General features: G+C 37.2%; 24 protein-coding genes and 2 pseudogenes. 2 read left to right on the plus strand and 24 right to left on the minus strand.

Annotated features, from left to right (window positions below):
- Positions 1 to 25: 25 nt before the first annotated feature.
- From IMZ16_RS03980 to IMZ16_RS04070, 20 genes and pseudogenes are all read right to left on the minus strand, one after another.
- Positions 26 to 700, minus strand: a complete 675-nt coding sequence (locus IMZ16_RS03980) for an SOS response-associated peptidase (RefSeq protein ID WP_193440585.1) — start codon at positions 698 to 700, stop codon at positions 26 to 28.
- A 146-nt stretch (positions 701 to 846) separates the two neighbouring features.
- Entirely contained in the window at positions 847 to 1,149 is a 303-nt protein-coding gene (locus IMZ16_RS03985) for a hypothetical protein (RefSeq protein WP_193440586.1), read from the minus strand.
- 6 nt (positions 1,150 to 1,155) lie between these two features.
- A complete protein-coding gene (locus IMZ16_RS03990; RefSeq protein ID WP_394368282.1) occupies positions 1,156 to 1,635 on the minus strand; it encodes a hypothetical protein in 480 nt (159 codons plus the stop codon).
- Entirely contained in the window at positions 1,605 to 1,976 is a 372-nt protein-coding gene (locus IMZ16_RS03995; RefSeq protein ID WP_193440588.1) for a hypothetical protein, read from the minus strand. The genes IMZ16_RS03990 and IMZ16_RS03995 overlap by 31 nt, the downstream gene beginning before the upstream one ends.
- A complete protein-coding gene (locus IMZ16_RS04000; RefSeq protein WP_193440589.1) occupies positions 1,939 to 2,637 on the minus strand; it encodes a hypothetical protein in 699 nt (232 codons plus the stop codon). Before IMZ16_RS04000 ends, IMZ16_RS03995 begins: the two co-directional genes overlap by 38 nt.
- A gap of 69 nt (positions 2,638 to 2,706) precedes the next feature.
- Positions 2,707 to 5,019 (minus strand): JAB domain-containing protein, encoded by a 2,313-nt coding sequence (locus IMZ16_RS04005; RefSeq protein ID WP_193440590.1) that lies wholly within the window; start codon positions 5,017 to 5,019, stop codon positions 2,707 to 2,709.
- 11 nt (positions 5,020 to 5,030) lie between these two features.
- Positions 5,031 to 5,756 carry a hypothetical protein gene (locus tag IMZ16_RS04010; RefSeq protein WP_193440591.1) on the minus strand — a complete coding sequence of 242 codons (726 nt, stop codon included), beginning with the start codon at positions 5,754 to 5,756 and terminating at the stop codon, positions 5,031 to 5,033.
- Positions 5,746 to 6,561 carry a M23 family metallopeptidase gene (locus tag IMZ16_RS04015; protein WP_193440592.1) on the minus strand — a complete coding sequence of 272 codons (816 nt, stop codon included), beginning with the start codon at positions 6,559 to 6,561 and terminating at the stop codon, positions 5,746 to 5,748. Before IMZ16_RS04015 ends, IMZ16_RS04010 begins: the two co-directional genes overlap by 11 nt.
- Complete coding sequence (locus tag IMZ16_RS04020; protein ID WP_193440593.1) at positions 6,551 to 8,527, minus strand: type IV secretion system DNA-binding domain-containing protein; 1,977 nt, start codon at positions 8,525 to 8,527, stop codon at positions 6,551 to 6,553. Before IMZ16_RS04020 ends, IMZ16_RS04015 begins: the two co-directional genes overlap by 11 nt.
- 81 nt (positions 8,528 to 8,608) lie before the next feature.
- Positions 8,609 to 9,463 carry a conjugative transposon protein TraN gene (traN, locus tag IMZ16_RS04025; protein ID WP_193440594.1) on the minus strand — a complete coding sequence of 285 codons (855 nt, stop codon included), beginning with the start codon at positions 9,461 to 9,463 and terminating at the stop codon, positions 8,609 to 8,611.
- Positions 9,464 to 9,467: 4 nt separating this feature from the next.
- Positions 9,468 to 10,658 carry a conjugative transposon protein TraM gene (gene traM / locus IMZ16_RS04030; protein ID WP_193440595.1) on the minus strand — a complete coding sequence of 397 codons (1,191 nt, stop codon included), beginning with the start codon at positions 10,656 to 10,658 and terminating at the stop codon, positions 9,468 to 9,470.
- Positions 10,655 to 10,990, minus strand: coding sequence for a hypothetical protein (locus tag IMZ16_RS04035; protein WP_193440596.1), 336 nt, complete (start codon positions 10,988 to 10,990; stop codon positions 10,655 to 10,657). The genes traM and IMZ16_RS04035 overlap by 4 nt, the downstream gene beginning before the upstream one ends.
- The gene (gene traK / locus IMZ16_RS04040; RefSeq protein ID WP_193440597.1) at positions 10,987 to 11,595 is read right to left on the minus strand and encodes a conjugative transposon protein TraK; all 609 of its coding nucleotides are present in this window, start codon (positions 11,593 to 11,595) and stop codon (positions 10,987 to 10,989) included. Before traK ends, IMZ16_RS04035 begins: the two co-directional genes overlap by 4 nt.
- A gap of 15 nt (positions 11,596 to 11,610) precedes the next feature.
- Positions 11,611 to 12,915, minus strand: coding sequence for a type IV secretion system protein (locus IMZ16_RS04045; protein WP_193440598.1), 1,305 nt, complete (start codon positions 12,913 to 12,915; stop codon positions 11,611 to 11,613).
- 4 nt (positions 12,916 to 12,919) lie between these two features.
- The gene (locus IMZ16_RS04050; RefSeq protein WP_193440599.1) at positions 12,920 to 13,738 is read right to left on the minus strand and encodes a hypothetical protein; all 819 of its coding nucleotides are present in this window, start codon (positions 13,736 to 13,738) and stop codon (positions 12,920 to 12,922) included.
- Positions 13,726 to 14,403, minus strand: a complete 678-nt coding sequence (locus IMZ16_RS04055) for a hypothetical protein (RefSeq protein WP_193440600.1) — start codon at positions 14,401 to 14,403, stop codon at positions 13,726 to 13,728. The genes IMZ16_RS04050 and IMZ16_RS04055 overlap by 13 nt, the downstream gene beginning before the upstream one ends.
- A gap of 1 nt (position 14,404) precedes the next feature.
- Entirely contained in the window at positions 14,405 to 15,058 is a 654-nt protein-coding gene (locus IMZ16_RS04060) for a hypothetical protein (protein ID WP_193440601.1), read from the minus strand.
- 4 nt (positions 15,059 to 15,062) lie between these two features.
- The gene (locus IMZ16_RS10330) at positions 15,063 to 15,305 is read right to left on the minus strand and encodes a hypothetical protein (RefSeq protein WP_227411559.1); all 243 of its coding nucleotides are present in this window, start codon (positions 15,303 to 15,305) and stop codon (positions 15,063 to 15,065) included.
- Positions 15,306 to 15,384: 79 nt separating this feature from the next.
- The gene (locus IMZ16_RS10335) at positions 15,385 to 15,726 is read right to left on the minus strand and encodes a hypothetical protein (RefSeq protein WP_227411560.1); all 342 of its coding nucleotides are present in this window, start codon (positions 15,724 to 15,726) and stop codon (positions 15,385 to 15,387) included.
- Positions 15,716 to 18,340 (minus strand): annotated as a pseudogene (locus tag IMZ16_RS04070) (TraG family conjugative transposon ATPase); the annotation flags it as partial. The pseudogene IMZ16_RS04070 and the gene IMZ16_RS10335, both read right to left, overlap by 11 nt.
- Positions 18,341 to 18,404: 64 nt before the next feature.
- Between IMZ16_RS04070 and IMZ16_RS04075 the strand changes: the two are divergent.
- Positions 18,405 to 18,593: pseudogene (locus tag IMZ16_RS04075) on the plus strand (transposase); the annotation flags it as partial.
- On the plus strand, positions 18,545 to 19,534 hold the full coding sequence (locus IMZ16_RS04080; protein ID WP_227411574.1) for an IS3 family transposase: 990 nt from the start codon (positions 18,545 to 18,547) through the stop codon (positions 19,532 to 19,534). The pseudogene IMZ16_RS04075 and the gene IMZ16_RS04080, both read left to right, overlap by 49 nt.
- On the opposite strand, the gene IMZ16_RS04085 is transcribed toward IMZ16_RS04080, so the two are convergent.
- The 4 genes from IMZ16_RS04085 to IMZ16_RS04100 are packed head-to-tail and all read right to left on the minus strand — an operon-like array spanning position 19,531 to position 21,109.
- Positions 19,531 to 20,010, minus strand: a complete 480-nt coding sequence (locus IMZ16_RS04085) for a hypothetical protein (RefSeq protein ID WP_193440603.1) — start codon at positions 20,008 to 20,010, stop codon at positions 19,531 to 19,533. The genes IMZ16_RS04080 and IMZ16_RS04085 overlap by 4 nt on opposite strands.
- Positions 20,007 to 20,297, minus strand: a complete 291-nt coding sequence (locus tag IMZ16_RS04090; protein WP_193440604.1) for a DUF4133 domain-containing protein — start codon at positions 20,295 to 20,297, stop codon at positions 20,007 to 20,009. Before IMZ16_RS04090 ends, IMZ16_RS04085 begins: the two co-directional genes overlap by 4 nt.
- Before the next feature lie 2 nt (positions 20,298 to 20,299).
- Positions 20,300 to 20,635 carry a DUF4134 domain-containing protein gene (locus tag IMZ16_RS04095; protein ID WP_227411561.1) on the minus strand — a complete coding sequence of 112 codons (336 nt, stop codon included), beginning with the start codon at positions 20,633 to 20,635 and terminating at the stop codon, positions 20,300 to 20,302.
- Positions 20,636 to 20,656: 21 nt separating this feature from the next.
- A complete protein-coding gene (locus IMZ16_RS04100; RefSeq protein ID WP_193440605.1) occupies positions 20,657 to 21,109 on the minus strand; it encodes a hypothetical protein in 453 nt (150 codons plus the stop codon).
- Positions 21,110 to 21,155 lie beyond the last annotated feature (46 nt).

The raw sequence follows: 21,155 nt of genomic DNA on the forward strand, positions 1-21,155 counted from the left end.
AAAATTAGATACTATGTATATCAATTCAAAATTTTGAATTGGTATAAAATATATCAAAAATTTTATAACTAGAATAAACCTGCATTGAGATTGGTTGCACAAGTTCAGCTTCGTGATTTGGGAAGGCAAAGTCTTGAATTTCCGGATTTGTCAGCCAGTCCTTTTCCATTGAATGAAAAAGAACGACCGGCATTCGGTGCTTTGTGTTGTGGATTTCGGTCATCAGTTCGTTTGCCTGCGTTGTGACGATAGAAACCGATGTGATTTCTTCACCGGTCTGTTTGTCGGTCCAAATATTATAAATGCCACCGAGAGAAAAAATTTGCTGGTCTTTTACGGTCAGGTGGTGTTTGTGCTTCTCCTTCCCTTTCTCGTCTATCCATTTCCATTCATAAAATCCATTTACCAGAACGAGACAGCGTTTATTCACGCTATTTTTGAAAGAATTTTTTTCTGCTACGGTTTCAATTTTTGCATTTAATGTTTGTTTCTGAATGCTGCGGTCTTTAGCCCAAAATGGAATTATGCCCCAGCTTGCAGTTGAGAGTTCCGTTGATGTTTCGTCAAGAATTACAGGAATTTGCGGATTCGAAAATCCATTTACGAAAGCTGAATTTTTGAATTCGGCGTTATCCGTGTTTACTCCATATATTTCTTTGATAGCCTTTTTGGTAAGGCTTAAATCAACATAATAGCACATTGTTATAAATTCAAAGTTTAAGATTCAAAATTGCTGCAGTAATTCTCTTATCCAAAATTCGTGCAGATTGAGTTTATCCAGGATGAGATAGAGAATTGCAGCGCAAGCTGCCAGTGCTACGAAATTTAACACAAGTATGATAAGAATTATATCAAGCTTTCTGTTGGGGTCAGAATAACTTTCCCAAATGCATTTACACCACCTTCATAAACAATAAAATTACCATCTCCCTTTTCATTAAATCCACCGACTAAAGCATCACCCTCACTTATATCACCTTGCATTTCATCTTTATAGTTTTTGAAATTTTTAAAACAAGAAATGAATAAATTTCCTTTTTCAAAGAAATCATTCAAATATTTTTCACTACTTAAAATTCTATAAATTGGTTTTATTCTGTACCCCCAGGCAATTTGATAAGCTGACGCACTTTGTATAAATTCTAACATAACTTTTTAATTTCTATTCAACCTTCTATTAGACAATTTTTTCCAAATCCTATCTGCTATTTCCACATCTTGTTTCGAGAATCCATAATTATCTATTAGGATTTTTTTGTTTGTAATTTCGAGTATTGTATCAACACTTTCGTTTGCACGAATCATTTCATCTATAGAGCCAATAAGTTCCTCATTTGACTCATGATAGGGAAGAAAAATGTTTTCAACTTCGCTCGGCATCAACTCCAAAACACCACCACCATGACTTCTCCCTGAAATTTCAGCAAATGCAAAAGATAGAGAGTTATAATAGCTCGCAATAAATGCATTTTGATTAACATTTTTCTTAATATTTACTCTATGCATCGTCTCAGTTGTATAAGCATTAGCCTGATTTATAATGAGCTTTGGATATAAGTGATTTCTTCTGATAAATAGTGCATCTGAAATTTTAAGTGAAGGAATTATCTGCCATTCGTCACCGTGACAAGATATACTCTTGGTGGCTTCCCGGAAGTTTCTTTATTTTTTTTGTTATCTGGTGAAATATTTTCTTTAAAAGTCAAACCAGCGACTTCCTTGATTCTGATAATTGCCTGGTGAGCATTCTTATTTTCAAAGTGCATGACCGCCTTCAGAATTCCCCCTCCTTCATTTTTCATAAAATTGAAAAATTGTGTCTCAGTAACTGCGTAACGATTTCCTTCGTCTCGGAAATAATAATTATTCCCTGACCTGCGTTCGTATTTCAGCTTGCCACGATCAGCCAAGTCTTGAAAATACGACAATACCGAGTATTTATTTGCTGCGTCGAGAATTTCCTGATTTGGTGTCATTTAGATAGTCATTATATTTAAAAATTTCTGCGGCCTCTTCATCCCAATTTTTTCTTGGCAGCAGCTGGAGAGTTATAAAAATATCTTGTTTCTTATTGTAGGTATCAACTCGTTCCAACCTTCCCTTGAAGTCTTTATCTATAATTCTGTTGAGCGAATAAGGAAGAATTGTATCAGTAACAAAAACATAATATCTTGTGTAAAATCCAGCTGTATTAGTTTCAAACCTTTTGTAGTGTTTTCCAAAAAGAATTGTGTCGGTTAATTGTTTTTTTTCCTTGTATCCTGGCACTTCCCCCTGCTGATTCATAATACCGCTCTTTTTATTCTTTACCGAGAATTGAGAATAGTTAACAGGAAGAGATTTAAAGTTGGTTTGTCTGGCTTTAGAAATATTTGTTGTTGTGTAATATGCGGTGTCAATAATAAAGTTAACTTCTCTTGTTATCTCCGGAATTTGATTGTCAGGAACAAATTCTATGATCGTGTCACCTTTGTAATTTAACTTGGATACATGAAAACTGTGAATTTTATCTAATCCTGATGAGGCGTCTAAGTAGACATTAGAAATAAGGTCGATTCCTCCTTTCTCAGATTTTATTTTCTTTTGGCAGCTTAGCGGTAAAATGAAGAGTAGTGAACAAGATAAAATATTTCTCATTATTTAAATCATTTTAAATTGGTGCAGGCGGGAGATCAACCCACCCGCACCTAAAAGAATATATAAAAATTAATGTCCTCGTGAGCGGCTGTGTTCAAGAACTTGAGATTTTTCGTGTGATTTGCTCATCTGATATGACTCATTGTTGATTTTTATCCTATTCATTTCTGAATCATAAAGTGTGATATTCTTGAACTGAGGATTGAGAACAGCACGAGCTTCTACCTTCTTATCATCTAAATCAACCATCACTTTTACCACATTACCTTTCTCAAGAGACTTTATCAGATTATCCCTGTACTCTGGCTTATTGACAATGATGTTTGATTTGTTGAGTATTGCCGCTGTGTCCACTCCGTAGTTTTTATGGAAAAAATCGTACTTAAAATTTCCTTGTTCGGTTTTCTCCTTGAAATTCATACGGATAAACACAGATTCCTTTTCATTTGTTTCCTTGCTTAAAAAATGCGTTTTGACCGCTCGGCCTTCCAATAGATTTATGGCTTCTTTGGCCGTAAAAGCTGGCGCTTTAGACGCGCCGAATGTGTGTGTTCTACTTTCCCCTTTTGATGTTTCCAAGGTTGCTTCGTATGTCCCAAATGACACATTATTGTCTTTTTCTTTTTTAAAATGCAGATTGAACTCTGCGGTATTCCCCTCACTGGCAAGCATAGATTTAGTTTTAACGGTGAATTCACTCTTTTCAAGCTCAAAGTTTTGTTTTATCTCTTTCATAATGTTGGGATCATTACCGAAACCTAAGTATTTCAGTTTCACTGCCAATTTTTGTTCATTTTCTGGATTCATATCTTTTTTATTTATGTTATCATTTGTTATAAGTTTAGAAAATCTGTTAATTTGCTTTTGGATCTGCTCTTCCGTCATACCTGCGCTTATGATAGTTCTGCTTTCCGCTTCACCCTTCCATATTCTATGCAGATTTTCTAAATCAGTGGCCGAGAGCGTTTCGTAAATGCCTGTCTTATCAATATATAATTGCAAAATGTCTGCAGTAGCCTTGTCATAATAAAGTAATTCATGAGGATGCTTTGCTGCACTTTCGGCAAGGTTCCGAAGTGTCCCTCCTATTATTGTAAAACCCTCTTCCTGTTCAATCTTTGTCTGTTCCGCTTTAGTAATCAAGTTCTCAAAATTCTTCTCAATGTGCTTCCTGTCGCTAGTGCTGAGATCTCCATCATAAATATTAGAAAACAGCTCTTGCGCTTTTTCTGCGCCGCTTCTGCTAACATCCGATTTGTCCTCTTCTGAAAGTGCTGCGTACCGGATAAGATTCTCTGTTGTATCGCCAGAGTTCGCCACGCTGAGAAAAAAATCGTCAGTTTTTTTTCCGGAAGTGTATGCAATGCCTTCTTCATATACAATGATGACCTTATCATTCTTTGAATCGTATCCATATACCTGTTTACCTTCAAGTGAACGCAAAACCTTTTCGCTATTATCACTTTCCAGTACAAGTACATCGAGTAACCCAACATTAGCCGCTTTACATCGTTCTTTAAGCTGTTCCAATTTGATATAATCATAGCATGTGGTATACAGAATCAGAGATGTTCCGGAGTATGCTGAAACTGCTTCGAGTGCTGCATTTACCTGGTCATGTTTTGGAAGAATTATCTTCGCATTGATCTCATTTTTTCTGTTTAAGACAAGTACTTCCGATTTGTCGGATAACCCGTATTTCTGCGTCATGAGGAAAGCTGCAACATCCATCGGACTTGTAATCCTTGAAAATCCCGGCTGATAATTCTCTGCATATATTTGCTTGTTGAAGGAATAAGCACGAATATCTACCTGCGGTGTTTCCTGCGCCTTAATCTGGTTAGTTTCTATATCGTGGACTTCATTGAATACCGCATATCGGCCGCTTCGAGTATTGATAATAATACCATCCTCAATTCTAATCCCGCTTCCTTCAAATACCTTCTTCATCATATTGATCATCATACGATCCTGCTTGCTAGAGTGTAAATCGCCACTGGGATGATTGTGAACAATATACATACTTTGAGTATTAAGACGTTGCGCAGCACTGTATATGGCCTTTACATCCACTAGTGATGAACTAATGTCTCCAGTTGAAAGATGCTGCACCATAAAGGTGTTATCCTTGAATCTGTGAACGACAAACGCGCTTTCGACTGATTCATCCTCAAGATTCCTGAATAGCCAAGCCACATCATCGCGATCTGTGATTTTTGTTCCACTTGTTAAATTTAATCCTCCATATTCTGAGAATCGTCTTTCGATCATGGCAAACTGGTTCTGACCTTCATATTTTTCCAGCATATCACCTTTTTGCCATAATGGAGCATTAAGCGGTCTCCCCTCGCTGTTTATTATATATCTTTTCTTGTCGGACATAATCAAAAGTTTTATCGGCGTCTGCCACGAGACCTGTTTACTTCCTGTTCTTCTTCCAAATCCTCTTCAAAGTCAATTTCTGTCTGCCTGTCACGATTTCGGTTGGCATCTTGGTATAGATCAGGATCGTTCACATCTAGGCGAATATCTGTCTGTTCCGCATTAGTATTATTAACAGGATTTATACTGTCAACAGCATTGATTTCTTTAGATACAATGTTCAAATTTGCAGTTATATCCTTAGCTATTTCTGGAAATTTATCAATCTTATCCTCCAGCATACCTTTCAATTCCAGCAGTTCAGTCTTATATCTGTTTTTTTGTTGTGGATTATTTAATTCAAGGATTGTTTTTGTTGCTTTCTCTGGATTCTTAATAATATCAATTTCCCTTATCTCGTTTTGTTCGTTGAAAATCATTAATTTTTTTGAAAATTCGAGCTCCTTACTTTCATCCGCATAGTGATTTAATTCAGTAACATACTGCACATTATTATCTCGTGCAGCATCCTTGATCTGATCTAAGTTTTTACTTCTGTAAAAAAGATTAACTTCCAACCTTGTATTGTTTTCTTTCAGTTGGAAAGTAAGTCGCTGGTTTTCTTTATCTACGATAATTGCATAACCATTCAAAAATTTTGAGATGTCTTTATCAGACAATCGTGTGGAGAAAGTCTGATCTGCATTGAGGATTCCATAGTGTTGCAGTTGTTCCTTTGGTAAATTGTCAGTTTCCATAATTTATATTTGCCATTATATTGTTTACAGATATTAGTTGGTTTAAAAATCTAACAGGATTGATGTATTGTCCATTTTCTTTCACAGCGAAGTGCAGATGCGGGCCTGTAGAACGCCCGCTGTTACCACTTCTTCCGATTACATACCCAGCATTTACTCTTTCTCCTGGCTTGTAATATATTTCGGATAGATGGAGATATGCGGTTTCATACTTCTCGGAATGTCTTATTTTCATAAAATTTCCGCTCGCAGCATCGTATCCTACATTAGACACCACACCGTCCAGCACTGCTTTCACTCGCTGATAGCTTACTGCTATATCAATTCCGTTATGCATCTTCATAAATCCCAGCACAGGATGTATTCTGTTGCCAAATCCAGAGGTAATACTTAACTTGCCGTCAACCGGCATTGACATTTTTGAAATCAATGTTTCAGTAATAGGTTCGGGAACAAAATCAAAGGTCTGCATACTGTTGGCTGTCGCCTTAATGCTGTTTTTCGGAATTGATCTCTGTAGACTGGAAACCAGTATGAGAGAATCCCGCATGCGCCTTAAATTAGCTACATTCATTTGATTTTCCTCGTGATATAATTTAATAAGTGACCGCATGGAATCCAACGAACCTTGAAGTAATTCTTTGTTGGAAAGTTTCTTTTTATTGATATCTTTTTTTGGCAGAGGAATCTCCATGCGTTGCACTTCTAGTTTTTTTGATGGCGGCGCAAAATATTTTATAGTATTAAACTGGGCTTTGACTGAGAATGAAATTGCCACTGCAGCAACTAAAAAACTATTTTTCATTTGGTTTATAAAAATATTTTACAATAATCTCTACTTCTTCCCTGATCCGAAGCATATTGGTCATCAGTTCATCTTCCTTGTCCCTAAATTTCACTCGCACCGGCATCTTTGGATAATCCGCCTCTTCTTTTTCGATAGATTTTCTGTCAAGATTAATTTTTCCTGAAAACGCGGATGTTTTGTATTCGTCAGTTTGATTTTCTTCACTTTGCGCTATAATACCCACCATTTCTCCAGTTCTGAGGCTGGATATCTTTGCAGCAGGAATCATGTTATCCATTTTTTCATTTATTGATGTTGTAGTTCCCTGTTGAGAAATTGACTGTGAATATGATTTCTGTTTGATTTTACCGAACATAGTTTCAAGCCATTGCAGTGTTTCCTTATGTCTAACAGAGCCTGAAAAAATATTTCCCATAATAGATGTAATCGTATCTGCGGCTTCTTTCTTATAATATTGTTTAAGCTGTGTTAATTCCTGTAAACCAAGAACAACTGCGACTTTGTTGCTTCTCGCTGTAGCAACAAGGTTATCGATTTTATGGATATAGATGGTAGGAAATTCGTCAGCAATGATCGCACCTGGAAGATTACCTTTATGATTGATTAATCTCATTAATCTATTCAGAACAGCGGCGTAGAGCGCTGAATTAATATCCTGAGTATCAGGATCTGAAGCCAAGATGAGTATCGTAGGGTCGTTTGGATCGGTTATTTTGAGTTCAATATCATCTCCTGAAAAAATATATGCCGTTTCTTTCGTTCTTAGTCGTGAAAGGAAAATCTTAACCGTACCAATTTGGCCTTCTAACTGGTCGAAAGCCTGATTTCTGTAAGCCGATTCAAACGGCGAAAGCAATGATGTCAGTTCAAAATTTGAAAACAATGTATCAAAGATTTCCTTATAGTCCCTATTCATAAATTCAAGAATGTGAGGTAAATCTGAGAATTTTCCGTTGTCATACTTTGCAAAAAAATAGATGGTTGCAGCCAAAAAGTTAATTGCAGATTGAGTAAAGAACTGGTCAGAACCACCGCCTGAATTGCCGCCTTTCTGCATTGAGGAAACGAGGGCTTCCGCAATTTCTTGGGCATCGATAAGAGTTCTTATGTAGTCTTTCCGGAGCGGATTTACACGATAAGACATTTCAACTTGGTTAAGATTAATGATCGCGAATTTGTGCTTGTAATCTGGGTCTTCAAGCTTTTTCTTGATATAATGGTAATAGGCAATCTGAGCCAAATCAGGAAATTTGAAATCATAAATACAGGTGCAGAACCCCTTAGCCACCATCTGTCGAATGGTAGGGTTAATCACACCGTATGACTTTCCCGATCCGGGAGTTCCGATGACCATTGTTCCTCTGAATGGATTAATATTTAGCCATCCGTTATTAGTTCTTCCGCTATAGCGAAATTTATACGGAATATTAATTGAGTATGGAGATTCTACTAATTCAGTGTTTTGAGCGAAACTTTCTTGTTCGGTATTCCACCTGTCTTTGCCCATTTGTGTTTTCAGATATTTTGAAATTGAATCCGCTCCCATCTGAGTTATCATAACCCCAATTAGTGATAAGGCAATGTATCCTATCCCAAATACATTGACGCCGAAACCTATCACAACATTGTGGGTATTTCTTGCTTCGGAAGCTAAAATAATGGCACCTAACATTAGCAGGAGTCCTATTAGAATTGGTACTACAATTTCTTTTACGATATTGAGGTCTTTCTTTTTTTTAGCCTTTGTCCCTGTGGCTACGATGCCGATCAAAAGCACCGTAAACAGTTTAGCTGCCAACGGAGATTGAAGGAATGGCATCCCAGAAAAACTTTCCAACAGGTTGGAAAGAACAGGGATGTTTTTACCTCTATACAATACAATTAGACAGTCTAGAATAGTCATTCCGTAAACTGCCCGCTGCATAAATCCGTAAATTTTAATCTGGTGCTGTTGCTCCTGCATTTTTAAAACCTACTATGAAAATTCTTTGTTGTTTGATATTTTAGCTTGTAACTTGCAATGCTAATAATAGACATCAATTTATTAAAGAGTATCAGCGTTTAATACATCTGAATAATTTACTTTCATTTCTATTGTTCTTCCGGAAACTTGTTCCTCTATCAATCTGATTTTCAGTATCTTACTATCGGGAAAGGTAAATTTATCAAACACATAGATATTCCTGAACGACTTCCTGAATTTCCTTTTACCGTTCCACTGATACTTTGGCGTCAAGTCAATACTCTGATTATTTGTGGCCTTGTATATTTTCTTATCCTCTATTGAAAACTTGATGTCTTCAATATCATATCCGAGATTTGACTGATTTTCTACGGATATATCGAGAAATATGTGATCGTCAATCACATACACATTGTTCAGTGACATTTTAAGTTTTAGATTTCTTTCCGTTCTTATCGGTTTTTTAGCTTTGCTGAAAAGAATTTTATTAGCAAAACTTCTCATCTCACTCTCAGACATTGCCATTGAAGGATATTGCATTGGATGCATATCTTCCGCTTGAATTTGAATCTGTGTTGTTGTGCTTGCTGAATTGGAATAAACAACCTTATACTGAGCCATAAATGATTGAGCAACCAAAGTGATTACGCCAATATCTTCTCCGTTGTAATATTCGAATGGTTTTCCCTGTACTGAATCTATGACAGAATGGTCGTTTAATTTAACCCTTGCTATATTTCGTGCGGGGAGATCGCCAGAAAACTTGTTTGATGAGAGGTCGACAAACTGAATAGGTTCCGGAGAAATAAAATGAAGGTTTACATCTTTTGCCATCAGAACGGTTGTAAGGTTGTTCATTTGTTTGATTTCTGTTGGCGTCTGTGCAAATGCCACGAAAGAAAAGAGCAGCACAAGTGTGGAAAAAATCTGTTTCATAAATTTAATATGGATTAGAATTACCGGTTTCTTTCTCATCTACCAAATAGATGAAGCTGTTGTATTTAAGTTTTGCTTTGTTCTTCTGAATTATGTTAGCCATAGACTGGGAGGCTGAAGTAAAAAACTTTGATCCCATACTGGCAAAGAAGTTCATGTTATCCATCTCAAGATTTTGCCCCTGAACACTGTTTACTCCAAATTCCCGCATCATTTCCCGAAACATTGAAGCAGGAACATAAAGCCCTTTCATTCCGTCAACATCGTAAATTGCAAGATTCACAGGGTATATTTTCCCTCTTGAGAGAACGCTTAAAATATTAAGGTTTACCCTCTGCATTGTAAATCCAGTGATTTGTCCGTAAAGAATTGAACCTTTTGGAATAATGTTCGTTCCTACAGCGATATCTTCCAGAATTCTGAAGCGAATCCGGCTTCCCAGATAACCTTTATTAGTTTCGTCAAGCACCGCCTTTATAAAATTGCTTTCATATTCCACAGAAACGCTGTTAAAATGTGGACTAAGGCCAACCTTAGAAACGGACAGCGATGAATTCAGGAAGGCCTTCATTTTATCTTTATTTTTTTTCAGCTTTTCCTCCGCTTTAAGTTGCGCCTGATATTCAGGATCTCTGACTTTTTCAATACTATCCATCACAAGCATTTGCTGCCGCATCACCTTTACGGGATCATAAGGTTCCTCTTCCTTTTGATATGCTTGCGATTGCATAACATTATTCGAAGATGCCGTCCCTGAAATCTCTGAATTCAGCATTCGGATAATGTCTTTAGACCGTTGGAAATCCTGTTCATCCTGCTTTTGAGCATAATAATTATGCCGACGGATTTCTTCCTGCCGTAATTGTTTTGTGCGTTCAAATTCAAGTGAGTCAATCCTTCTTTTTTGGTATTCCGATAAATTTTCACTGTATGTATTAAGAGAATCATTCTCTTCATCTAGCCCATCTAGCATTGACCTGTTTTCGCCTTTCTCAAAATATATTTCGTAGGCTTCGTTTTTAGAAATTATTTTCTCGCTGCTTTCTCCAAGTTCCGTTGAAAGCTCTTGCGCTACCTTTGCTCTGTCACCAATAAACAATCCTGAAACTTGCGTTACGATTAATATTGATGGTATAAGGGCAATTAATGGAATAATATACTTAGGTTGTTTAAAGTTAATTTTCTTTAAATTCATTTCTTAACGCTTTCATATTGTTGTAGAAGATATTTAATCCTAAGGCTGTCATCTGCCGAAAGTTGTGATTTTGAAGCTTTATCTCGTAGAATCTGTAATTCTTCGGTAATCATCTTCATTTTCTGCTCCTTTTTTTCATATTTCTGTTGAACATTCACAAGTTTTTCATTATTCGAGAATTTCGGAATCATTGAAATTGATGATTCCGGAAATAGGAAATACTGCGTAATTGACAATACCATTGAGACAGCTATCAGGATTAAGGATATTTTATAAAATTGTTTTGGATTTCTGTTTAAAGTCTCAATGGCTTTTCTGTAATGCTTTTTCATCTCTCCCTATTTGTAATTTCTGTGTTATCGATAATTCTCCAGTTTGTTAATAGGACACCGTGCGGATTTTTTGGGCTTCTGATGATGTCTTGCAGGGCACCTTCGGTAATTAGATTTCTGGTTATTACCGAAGTCTTTCTGATAATAACCTGCCTTCCAAAATAACGAAAGAATTTTTTTGACATATCAAGCTGAATTGAATCTGTATGCATCGTCATCATTCCGCTTGAGGCGATTAACTGGTTGTAAAAACCTCTATCACGTAGGTTGGCATATTCCTTCTTACCTGAATCATCAATCAGATATAAAGATTTCTCAATATTTTCCCTAATAAATTCATCATCCGGAGCAAGGGTAAAAAACATACGATGAAACAGTTCAACCTGTGATTTATATTCTACCGGCCTGTTGAGCATTTCGTCTGTTTGCTTAACCAGCAAAGGCACACCGTTGTCTAGAATATAAATTGACTTCTGAGCATTTCTTACCATTGAGTAAGCAGTAATAAAAGCTCCTGTGGAGACAATCAGTGCCGCAACAATTGATGCTATAGAAACTGTTCTGTTTATTTTAATTTTTTCTTCTATGTTTTTAATGAGTGCCATGTGCAATTTGGATGTTTATCGTTTTGTAGTTGTCATTGTACGAGCAGACGCCGCTATTTCTTTTCCTGTTTTGGCAGCTGCAGCTGCTCCCTTGGTTACAATATTGCTTCCGGCCGAAGCTACACTTTTGGCTGCGCTGTAGCCGCTTTGCGCAGTTTGCTTAGCTTTTGACATAATTTGGGATCCGCCGCCGCTAATGATAGCATCTGCGATAGTTGGCGTCATTCTGATACCAATTGCTGTTACGATATATGGAACGGTACTGAATACCAGCATATGCAGAAAACCGCTTTGCGAAACGAATGTCAAAACCAGTCCAGGATCGGTAACTGTACCGCTTTCATCTATTAGTTTATTGTATCTATCCAGTTCCATTTTATACCCCGCAATAATTAATTGCTGACCGATATTGATTATTGTATAGCAAATGAATGGGTATAAGTTTATATTGATATATTTTGCAACCCAGTTACTAAAATTACTGTCAAAACCTGGAATCAAAGACAACCCTACTGGAATAGGGCCGAGAACCAGAAGAACATAGAGCCATATTTTATGAATGAAGAAGATGCAATATGTGCAAACACGGAGGATAATCAGCGCTAAATTTTCTATAGCATATGCAATGGTTCGCTGAAATTCAAAACTTAATCTATTAGCTAATTCAAGGAGCGGTCTTTCTATATTGTCCATAACATCCTGCGTATCCTCCTTAATATCTTGTACTATTTCTCCGAGTTTCCCTAACTTATTATTTGCTAATGCTTCTGTCCTTTCCACTTTTCTTTGTTCAAGCTGTACCTGAGCGTTTAATTCAAATACTTTATCCAACAGCATCATCTGTCTTTCGTACTTTTTTACCCTATATTCATCAGCGTCTTTCTCAATTTTTTGAAAGATGGCTTCAGGTGTTTCCGAAAGAGATTGTAGAGGCTTTTTGATTAAATGTGTAAACGGTACCCAATTACTCAATAGCATTGCGATTACAATAGGCTTTATCATTGGCGTTACCTCCCATGATCTTAAACCCTCCTGCATCTGCCAGCCAATAACACTTAGTTGTATTAACGCACCAGTTGCTCCTATGGTGCGTCCAATAATACTGAATTGCCGGGCGCGAGATTCGATTTGAGTGTCCAAATTCTTAAAAACCTGCATAAACCATGTTTCAAAAGTTCCCTGCCCTTTGAGAAATTCCACCAATTTGGCAGCGTCAGCTGGATTTACTGCGCCTGGACTTGCTGTTTGCTGTGCAATTGCGAGTGCAGGAAAACACATCAGCATTGCCAGTATTATGAAACAAATTTTTCTGTTATTCATATGATTAGAATTTGTCTTTGTATTGCGCCATAACTTGTTTGACTATCGCAACATCACCTTCCATCTGAGGAATATTTTTTTCACTTTTTTTCATTTTTGCCCATAATTTGTTGATCTCTAGAAGGGTAATGCCTTTTTCCCGATACCTTCTAAGATTTGAAAGGAAATCTCTCCACTCCATTAAAGCCTCATGGTATAGAAGAAATCGTTTTCCTCTTGGCATATCAGCTGATCTGGCTATCTGGTATTTATCCTTTGCCATATCTAATTGTTCCTTCAAAGACTTCAAATCTCCAAGTGATTGTGCAAGTTCAAACGATTCCTGATTTTTGAAGCCCCATTCCATGTAATTCACTGGTTCATCAGGAAAATTTTTTAGAGGTGTTAACATTCGTTTGTAATAAAGAAGCCAAAGTGGGTCGGCATCTACGGTAATGGGTGTCATATGCATAAAGTCCGCAAGTTTTCGTTTCGCTATGGAATCGGATTCAACCTCAATTTTTTTAGCGTCTGCCTCCTCCTCTAGTAGAAGGAGGTATCGTTGATTTTGTAGTCCGGTTGGTTTTAGCGGTCGGATGTCCTTCCCATTCTTATAGTCTCTGTTTTGTGATGGTGCCATCCATCCCCAAACAGATGCATATGCAACATTTGTGTTTATACCTAAAAACCGTTTTGCGGTCGGCTTCCAGTCTCCCCATTTCTGGAAGACATTCCTTTTTTCCTGAGCGACTATCGATGGGTCGTTAATTATTGTTACAGTTTGAGCAATTGTCAGTTGGCTGATTAACAACACCGCCAAGCATCTTTTGTTTAAAAATTCCATTTGTAAGTTCTAATAATGTCTTCTACAATAAATTTATCTGCATGTATCCAAGAATTTAGTTTAGGTACCTGCCAAAAAAATGACTGTTTTTTTGCGCTGTTTAGCCTATTTGTCAGATAAACTATATACATGTTGATTAGTCTGGCGTGATGAAGCATTTCGTCTATCATTAATGTTCTTTCATATGAATCCATTATATTACGATCGTTTACATGCAGAATTACATCCTGCACCTCTTTTTCCATTTCCGCAATTTCTTGGAATATCAGTACATAATACTTGTAATAGAGCGGTGCAAAGTGAGGATTGTTTGCAGTGGCTTTTCCGAGCTTTGCAGTGTTTTCACCAATCTTATTGAAATACTGAAAAAGGTATTTCAACTGCTTCCCTTGCTGGACTGTTGAATGAACTTCAGTTAATGATTTGTGAATATAATCCGTGATGAGCATCACCTGTGCGGCCTTTTCTGATATCTTTTCATAAAATTCAACCTGTTTCTTATATGAGTTAATATAGGCCTCCTCACTGGCTGTTCTCGCCGCAGAATTCACTAGTACTTGTCCTAAGAACTCAGGATTAAATGACAGTCCATATGAAAACTGGGCTGTGGCGTAATGACTTAGACATAATGCTGCCGCTGTATAAAATAGTTTAAGATTCTTCATGCTAAAAGTCTTTTATATCCTTCATGATATCCTTAACAATTTGTATATCTCTGTTTACATAATATTTTATAGAGAACGCTTTGAATCTAACGGTCTTCTTAAAATCTCTTACCAAAAACAATGTATTATAGGCTGAAGACTTTAAATTCCAAACTTCATTTAGGGCGTGGTTAAGTAAAATCTGCCGCTCAGCCTTTTCCATTTGATTGATGGCACCATACGATGAAACAATCCCTATCAAGAACCTTGAAATCATCTGTACCTGGTCTGCAAATTCGATCTGATCCTTCAGAGCTACAATTGCAGCATATGGGGTATCCTCAATTTCTTTAATTATTTCCTGTTCTATTTCTTTGATATCTTTAAATTCGAGATATAGTTTATAACCTGTAGGAATACCTTGAAGTGCAAAATCTACAAACCTTAACCGCTCCTGTATTTTTGTAGAAACCTTCTTTAATTTGTTCCATTCATTATTATTGTATTTTTCCAATACAGTCTGTTTTACCTGACCCTTACGCATGTCAACCTGCCTGTTATGTTCCTTCAATGTAGCTTCAATCTCCATATTTATCATCATCGGAGAGCAATATTCCTTTCTCTGTGCGTTTAGCAAAGAGGATACAACGACCAAAATCAGAAACAATCTTTTCATGTTTTTAGAAGTAAAATTTATATTGCTGCATTATGTTCTCTACAATGTTTTTGTCCGTGTTGATATAGCCTTGGAATGGATTTAGGCTTTTCCAAAAACCTAATCGATCTGCTCTTTCCAAAGCCAATTGGATAGATAGCAGATAAATGTTCAGCATCCGTAAATCATAGTTTATTTCCTCCAAAAGCCTATATCTATCCCCTGATGTTGCTAAATTTAATTCTCCTGGTGAAAGAATCTGTGACATTTTTGTAGTACACTCTACAATATGTTCACGGGTTGTTTGCGTGGCTTTTATTCCAAAAATGGAATACTGGGGATGTTTTTTAACCAATTCTCCAATACGCTGTGTTTTTTTTTTGGCATCGTTTAATATTTGCCCATATGTATTTCACTTGTATGGCGTTTTCTAAAGTCCCGGATACCTCACTCAGACCTTTATATAGTTTGTTCTGAATATTATTTGCCCGCTCCATCTGAAGGGATACAAATCCTTGAAGCTCTTGCAATTTCTCACTTTGCTCGATATGTTCTTTCTGTCTGTCACTCAGCGTCTCTGAAGCAAGTAAAATCGCAGCTGTCGTTGTTACATCGGCATAAATGCTCTGACTTTTAGCATTTAAACTACAGATTGTTAGCAGTATTACTAGAAGTGCCTTATGATGCATTGCTGTATTTATTAATTAGTTCATCGAATGTAATTTTCTTATCCTCCATTTCGGACTGCATATCCCTAAACAAATTGTTCGATTTAGAGTTCCTTAACCTATAATTCTCATAAAAACTGATCACAGAATCAGAAATCGGTTTTTTATTCAAATTCGTCAGCTGGACTAGAGCGTCAATATTTTTCCCGAGTTTGTTTGCATCATCTACAAATCGCATCAATGCTTTGTCATAATCTCCATCGATATTGTTTGCGTAATATTCGATTGCAGATTTCTCAGGTTTTTCAGTGGTGTAGGTTAAGTATTGCTCCAATGAAACCTCGTTTCCGTATACTTCACCTACAGAACCTCTTTTAAGATAGAATTCCTTAAACCTTGCACGACCATTCTTATTATTTAGATTGTTGATTGTGAATATTTTGTTCTGCTCGATCTGATTCAGGGAAAGAAGCGATGCAATCTTGTCAAAATTGTCCTTAAATTTTGTTTGGTCAAGCAGGATAAATGTGTCTGAGTTATTTATAATTGAATCCTTCACGACAGCATTTCCAATGATATCATCCAATTCTTGCGTAACAACAACAGCTTCTCCCCAGAATTTCCTTACGGTCTTGTAGAGATAAAGGATATATCCTCCCATGAGTTTGGAAGCGATAGCCTTCCAAGCCTCCTCAATGATCAGAGCCTTTCTGCGATCTTTTCTCAATCTCATCTTTTGAATAAATGTGTCCATGATGATGAGCGTAACAATGGGAAAGAGTTTGGGATTGTCTTTTACATTGTCAATCTCAAACACGATGAATGGTTCTTCAAACAATGTGTTATCTGCGGACTCGTTTAGCGTGGTGCCATATCTTCCGCCTTTGTAAAAATCTTTCAGAACGAACTGAAAATTACGAAGGTTAAATTCTCTATCGTTCACTGGATGCTTCTTATTGTTCAAGTATATTGGCAAAAAGCTGGATGCGAAATCATAAAAACTGTTGAATGACAATTCCTGGACTTTAAGGGTTTCCTGAAGAGCCATAATTCTTTTAATTAGAGCTTTCCGAAAATGTTCTGATTTGTCGCCGCTGGCTTTATATAACTTGATAACTTCATTCGGCGATATTAAAATCAGGGCATTCTGGTTATATTCACTACGCTTTTCCTCGTCATTCAGCGTTTGATATGCTTCCAAAATTCTAAAGAATACATCAGGATTGTAATTGCTATTCTGTTTGTTATTATCGGGATGATATTCCGTGATTAATTTTCGCCCTTGCTTACGGATCACATCTGTAGGAGAGTCAATCGGAATTCCCAAAATGTCATAATAAGTACTGTTGTCATTGAGTAGATAGTCGACATCATCGTATATATCATCTTCATGAATATTAAACTTGTCCAGATAAATCAGCAGCTCCTCATCCGTTTTGCTTTCATACCAAGCTGAATTTGCGGTGAAATATTGTTGGTAGTAAGCCATCATTGTGTTATCGAGAATTGATTTCTCTGTATTGTTCATCGTCGCGTCGGCACCTTTCCAAATTAGAAATATAAGGTTGGTAAGAAACTCGATCTTTTCTATATTGAATTCCTCTTTGCTCATTATAAAAGGGTTCATCGTTATCGGTTTCTCTTCGGTATATTGAATGTATCTCCCTCCTTTGTATTTGCATGTCCCGGAATAGGAATCACCAGTATCAACTATGACCACATCGTAATTATAGGTTAGGTATTGTTCAACTATATTATTCATTAGAAACGATTTGCCTGATCCAGATGGGCCAAGCACGAATTTGTTTCTGTTATTTATCCTTCCTGTTTTCATTGGGAGATCGCAAGGATCTATCTTTAACGGAACTCCTTGCCTATCAGTGAATCTAAGATAGAATGGCGAAGGTTCGTTTACGGGGTAACTTTCTTTAAAAAAAAAAGAAATCGCCGCCTCGCTGGTTGTCATAAATAAATCGTAATCCCGTAATTCTGCGGCGTTACCTGGGAGTGAGCATCTAAATAATTCTAGCTGATTCGTCGCTCTCTTACTTGTTACTATACCTTTCATAAACAGTTTGCTGTCTATTAAAGAATGAAGTTTATCAAGCTTCTCGAAGGAATCGGCTGAATACACCATTGAGAAATGTGCATCAACGATTAGTTGACCATCAATGGCGATATTATGAAGCAGTGTGGCGATTTCTTCCGCATTGATTGCATTGGATGGGCTGTTTTGCGCCAATCCCTGCAGTTTTCTCTGTCGCTTGTCCAGATCGCGCTGTCGTTGAGTTTGGTTAGGGATTGAAATAATCTGATTGTAAACCACCGTCGTATAATCTTCCATTTCATTTATAAATGAAAAATTATCTACCGCTGTGGAAGCAGCGGCCCCACTACCTCCAATAGTTGAGTAAGTTTCGATTTCGTTGGGAAGTTGAATATCCTCCACATCAACGAAGGAAATACCTCTGACCCATTGCCTGCCGATTTTTAAATATTCATCTGTTGCACTGATATTGTTAAGGTTGGGCACATCAGTAAAATGCATAGCCATTTGCCTAGCTATATAGTATTCATAATCTTTAGCAGAAATATATTTAGGTTCAAAGCCATTGCTGTTTAGAAGAAGTATAATGTACCCCTAAACTCAGACCACGAGTTAAGTTTAAAAAAAAGAATTAATTTTAACTCGTAAAAAGATGAAAAAACAAAGACGAAAATTTACTCCAAGCTTCAAGGCACAGGTTGCCCTCGAAGCACTGAAAGAAAGGCAAACGTTGGCAGAATTAGCCTCCCGGTTCGAAGTCCATCCCCAGCAAATCCAAAACTGGAAGAAGGAATTTTTAAGCAAGTCCGAGCAGGTTTTTGCTTTAGAAAAGAAAAAAGAACACTCCGCCGGGAAAGAGGAAAAGCTCTATCAGAAAATCGGGCAGCTGCAGATAGAAATCGATTTTCTAAAAAAAAACTTAGGGATGCTCGAGGAATAAAGGAAAGACAGGAAATGATAGACAGGAAGCACCGGCTGAGCATCCGCAAACAGTGCGATTTACTATGCATCAACAGGAGTAATTTGTATTATAGTCCGCAAAGAGAACGCGATGCAAATTTAATATTGATGACGGAAATCGATAAAATCCACCTGAAATATCCCAGTTTTGGCATCCGAAGGATCACCCGGGAACTCAAGGAAATGGGCTTTAGCGTGAACCGGAAGAGGGTTCGCCGCCTGATGCAGGTGATGGGCATCGCCACCATTTACCCTAAAAGAAATTTGAGTAAATTGGGCAAGACAAGCTATATTCGACCGTATCTTTTGAGGGGTTTAAAAATAGAAAGACCCAACCAGGTTTGGCAGATAGACATCAGCTACATCCCGATGAAAAGGGGCTTTATGTACCTTACGGCGATTATCGATGTGTATAGCCGCTATATTGTGGGCTGGCAACTTTCCAACACTTTGGAGATGGAAACCCAGACTTCGGCGATGAATGAGGCGATAAAGAAATATGGCAAGCCTGAAATCGTTAACTCCGACCAAGGGAGCCAGTATACTTCATCAAACTGGCTAGATTGCATGGAAGGACATGGCATAAAAATCAGCATGGACGGAAAAGGTAGAGCTACGGACAATATTTATATTGAACGCTTTTTTAGAACGATAAAATATGATTACATTTACTTGTATGCAATAGAATCAGCATGGGAATTGAGAGATGGTATTAGAGATTTTATTGATGAATATAACCAAAGAAGACACCAAGGAATTAATCATCAAAAACCAAAAGATTTGTTTATTTTTGAACCAACCAACAAACTTAAATCTGCTTAACCGTGGTCGAAATTTGGGGGACAGGATAGAAGGTAAACCTTTTGGGCTTTATCCCGTAATTCTTTATACTTTTTTTCAGAGAATTCATATTTCGCTTTTTTATTTCGAGTGTCAACTAAATCTGTAATAAAAAGAAGTGAATCAATCACCCTGAATTCTCTTCCGTCAAAATGTTCGGAATATTTCTGCTGAAGAAAATGTTTAGATTGTTCAGCCTTATATGTTTGTTTGCTAAATATGTCGAGCTTCTGTACGATGTGCTCCTCTCCGACAATCGAGACCACCTGGTTCATAACCGAATGAAAATTCAGATAAGCATCCGGATCGGCAGAATATTGCTGAACGATGTTCTTCAGTTTAAACCCAATAACAGGATTACCATAATGACTTATAACGGTGTCAAACGACCATCCGTGCGTTTCGCCAAAATCGTATCCTATAAATGGAATTTCAAACTGTTTTTCTTTTTTTTTCATTTCTTCTTGAGTCTTTTTCCCATCATATTTGGAATTTCGTGAACTTCACCGTCATTTTTAGTTTTGCTGTATAAACCCTTCTTGTCTTGTATTTTGAATATTATTAATATACCAACGCCTATAATAGCAAGACCTGCAACAGTCCCTAACGTTCCAACCGTCGCTGATAAAACCGCCAGCAACAAAAATCCTCCGAAAACTACTCCTAATGCGTAATAGATATATTTCTCCTTTAAGCCAAGAAAATACAGGGGCTTCTTCAGCCCCTTGTATAAGTAAAATGCCATGCTTAAGACCCTTTCATCATTGTATCTAGGAATGTAGGCATTAAGAAAAGAAACAGGCAGGCACCTGACCAACCAACGATTTCCTTATTGATATCTTGATCGCCGTTATTCCATTTGTTGTAAATCCGCACACCTCCTATTAGACCGGTAATGGCACCGATTGCATAGCAGATTTTTCTCACGTCACCTTTGTAACCGCTCAATGTATTTGCTGCCTCAGCCAATGCTGATTGAGCGCAAACCGGTACAAAGGCCAACATTACCAAGCCCAATGTTAGCATTCTTCCCAGCAGTTTTTTCTTGTTTACTTTGCTGAGACTCATTTTCAATCTGTTCATAGTTTATAAATTAAAAGGTTATTAAATTGCATATTTTCTTTCAACATATACCGTTTCGCCTTCTACCTCTTTGGCGACCACCAAACGATCACAGTTATTAAGGATGTTCATAAATTCCTCTGAGGTCATTCCTGTATCCTTAGGTTTCTGATCTTCTCTTTCTGTCAGTATGTCCTCCCCCTTCGGTTTGCTTACTTCCTCATTTTCTTCTTCTTCGAAGTCAGTAAAGTCAAATCCGTTAATTTTGCTTTCTTCTTCATAGACTTCTTGGAAATATTCATCGGGCAAATCTTTCTCGTCGAACTTCATTTTCTGCATGTGGCCTGGCGTTGTGATGTTTGCCATATCATCAAAGGAAACATCTACCGGTTCACCTTGTTCCTTCTCTGCCAGTGCAGCAATAGAGAAAACAGTTTCCCCCTGCTGATTCAGCGTGGGTTTTTCTTTCTTGAAGAAAAGATCATATGTGATCATGCCTGCGTAATACAGCACATACAGTCCTAATACGATAAGAGTAATT

It is taken from the genome of Cruoricaptor ignavus, assembly GCF_014961145.1.
Taxonomy (GTDB): domain Bacteria; phylum Bacteroidota; class Bacteroidia; order Flavobacteriales; family Weeksellaceae; genus Cruoricaptor; species Cruoricaptor ignavus.

Coding starts and splice junctions, on each gene's coding strand:
- IMZ16_RS04020 (WP_193440593.1), bottom strand. CDS start 8,527: ATGCAGGAGCAACAGCACCAGATTAAAATTTACGGATTTATGCAGCGG.
- IMZ16_RS03980 (WP_193440585.1), bottom strand. CDS start 700: ATGTGCTATTATGTTGATTTAAGCCTTACCAAAAAGGCTATCAAAGAA.
- IMZ16_RS04090 (WP_193440604.1), bottom strand. CDS start 20,297: ATGGCATTTTACTTATACAAGGGGCTGAAGAAGCCCCTGTATTTTCTT.
- traK (WP_193440597.1), bottom strand. CDS start 11,595: ATGGCACTCATTAAAAACATAGAAGAAAAAATTAAAATAAACAGAACA.
- traN (WP_193440594.1), bottom strand. CDS start 9,463: ATGAAACAGATTTTTTCCACACTTGTGCTGCTCTTTTCTTTCGTGGCA.
- IMZ16_RS04050 (WP_193440599.1), bottom strand. CDS start 13,738: ATGGAATTTTTAAACAAAAGATGCTTGGCGGTGTTGTTAATCAGCCAA.
- IMZ16_RS04055 (WP_193440600.1), bottom strand. CDS start 14,403: ATGAAGAATCTTAAACTATTTTATACAGCGGCAGCATTATGTCTAAGT.
- IMZ16_RS04085 (WP_193440603.1), bottom strand. CDS start 20,010: ATGAAAAAAAAAGAAAAACAGTTTGAAATTCCATTTATAGGATACGAT.
- IMZ16_RS04005 (WP_193440590.1), bottom strand. CDS start 5,019: ATGTCCGACAAGAAAAGATATATAATAAACAGCGAGGGGAGACCGCTT.
- IMZ16_RS04095 (WP_227411561.1), bottom strand. CDS start 20,635: ATGAACAGATTGAAAATGAGTCTCAGCAAAGTAAACAAGAAAAAACTG.
- IMZ16_RS04100 (WP_193440605.1), bottom strand. CDS start 21,109: ATGATCACATATGATCTTTTCTTCAAGAAAGAAAAACCCACGCTGAAT.
- IMZ16_RS04035 (WP_193440596.1), bottom strand. CDS start 10,990: ATGAAAAAGCATTACAGAAAAGCCATTGAGACTTTAAACAGAAATCCA.
- IMZ16_RS04015 (WP_193440592.1), bottom strand. CDS start 6,561: ATGAAAAATAGTTTTTTAGTTGCTGCAGTGGCAATTTCATTCTCAGTC.
- IMZ16_RS04060 (WP_193440601.1), bottom strand. CDS start 15,058: ATGAAAAGATTGTTTCTGATTTTGGTCGTTGTATCCTCTTTGCTAAAC.
- IMZ16_RS10330 (WP_227411559.1), bottom strand. CDS start 15,305: ATGTCACAGATTCTTTCACCAGGAGAATTAAATTTAGCAACATCAGGG.
- IMZ16_RS04010 (WP_193440591.1), bottom strand. CDS start 5,756: ATGGAAACTGACAATTTACCAAAGGAACAACTGCAACACTATGGAATC.
- IMZ16_RS03995 (WP_193440588.1), bottom strand. CDS start 1,976: ATGACACCAAATCAGGAAATTCTCGACGCAGCAAATAAATACTCGGTA.
- IMZ16_RS04045 (WP_193440598.1), bottom strand. CDS start 12,915: ATGAATAACAGAAAAATTTGTTTCATAATACTGGCAATGCTGATGTGT.
- traM (WP_193440595.1), bottom strand. CDS start 10,658: ATGAATTTAAAGAAAATTAACTTTAAACAACCTAAGTATATTATTCCA.
- IMZ16_RS03985 (WP_193440586.1), bottom strand. CDS start 1,149: ATGTTAGAATTTATACAAAGTGCGTCAGCTTATCAAATTGCCTGGGGG.
- IMZ16_RS10335 (WP_227411560.1), bottom strand. CDS start 15,726: ATGCATCATAAGGCACTTCTAGTAATACTGCTAACAATCTGTAGTTTA.
- IMZ16_RS04000 (WP_193440589.1), bottom strand. CDS start 2,637: ATGAGAAATATTTTATCTTGTTCACTACTCTTCATTTTACCGCTAAGC.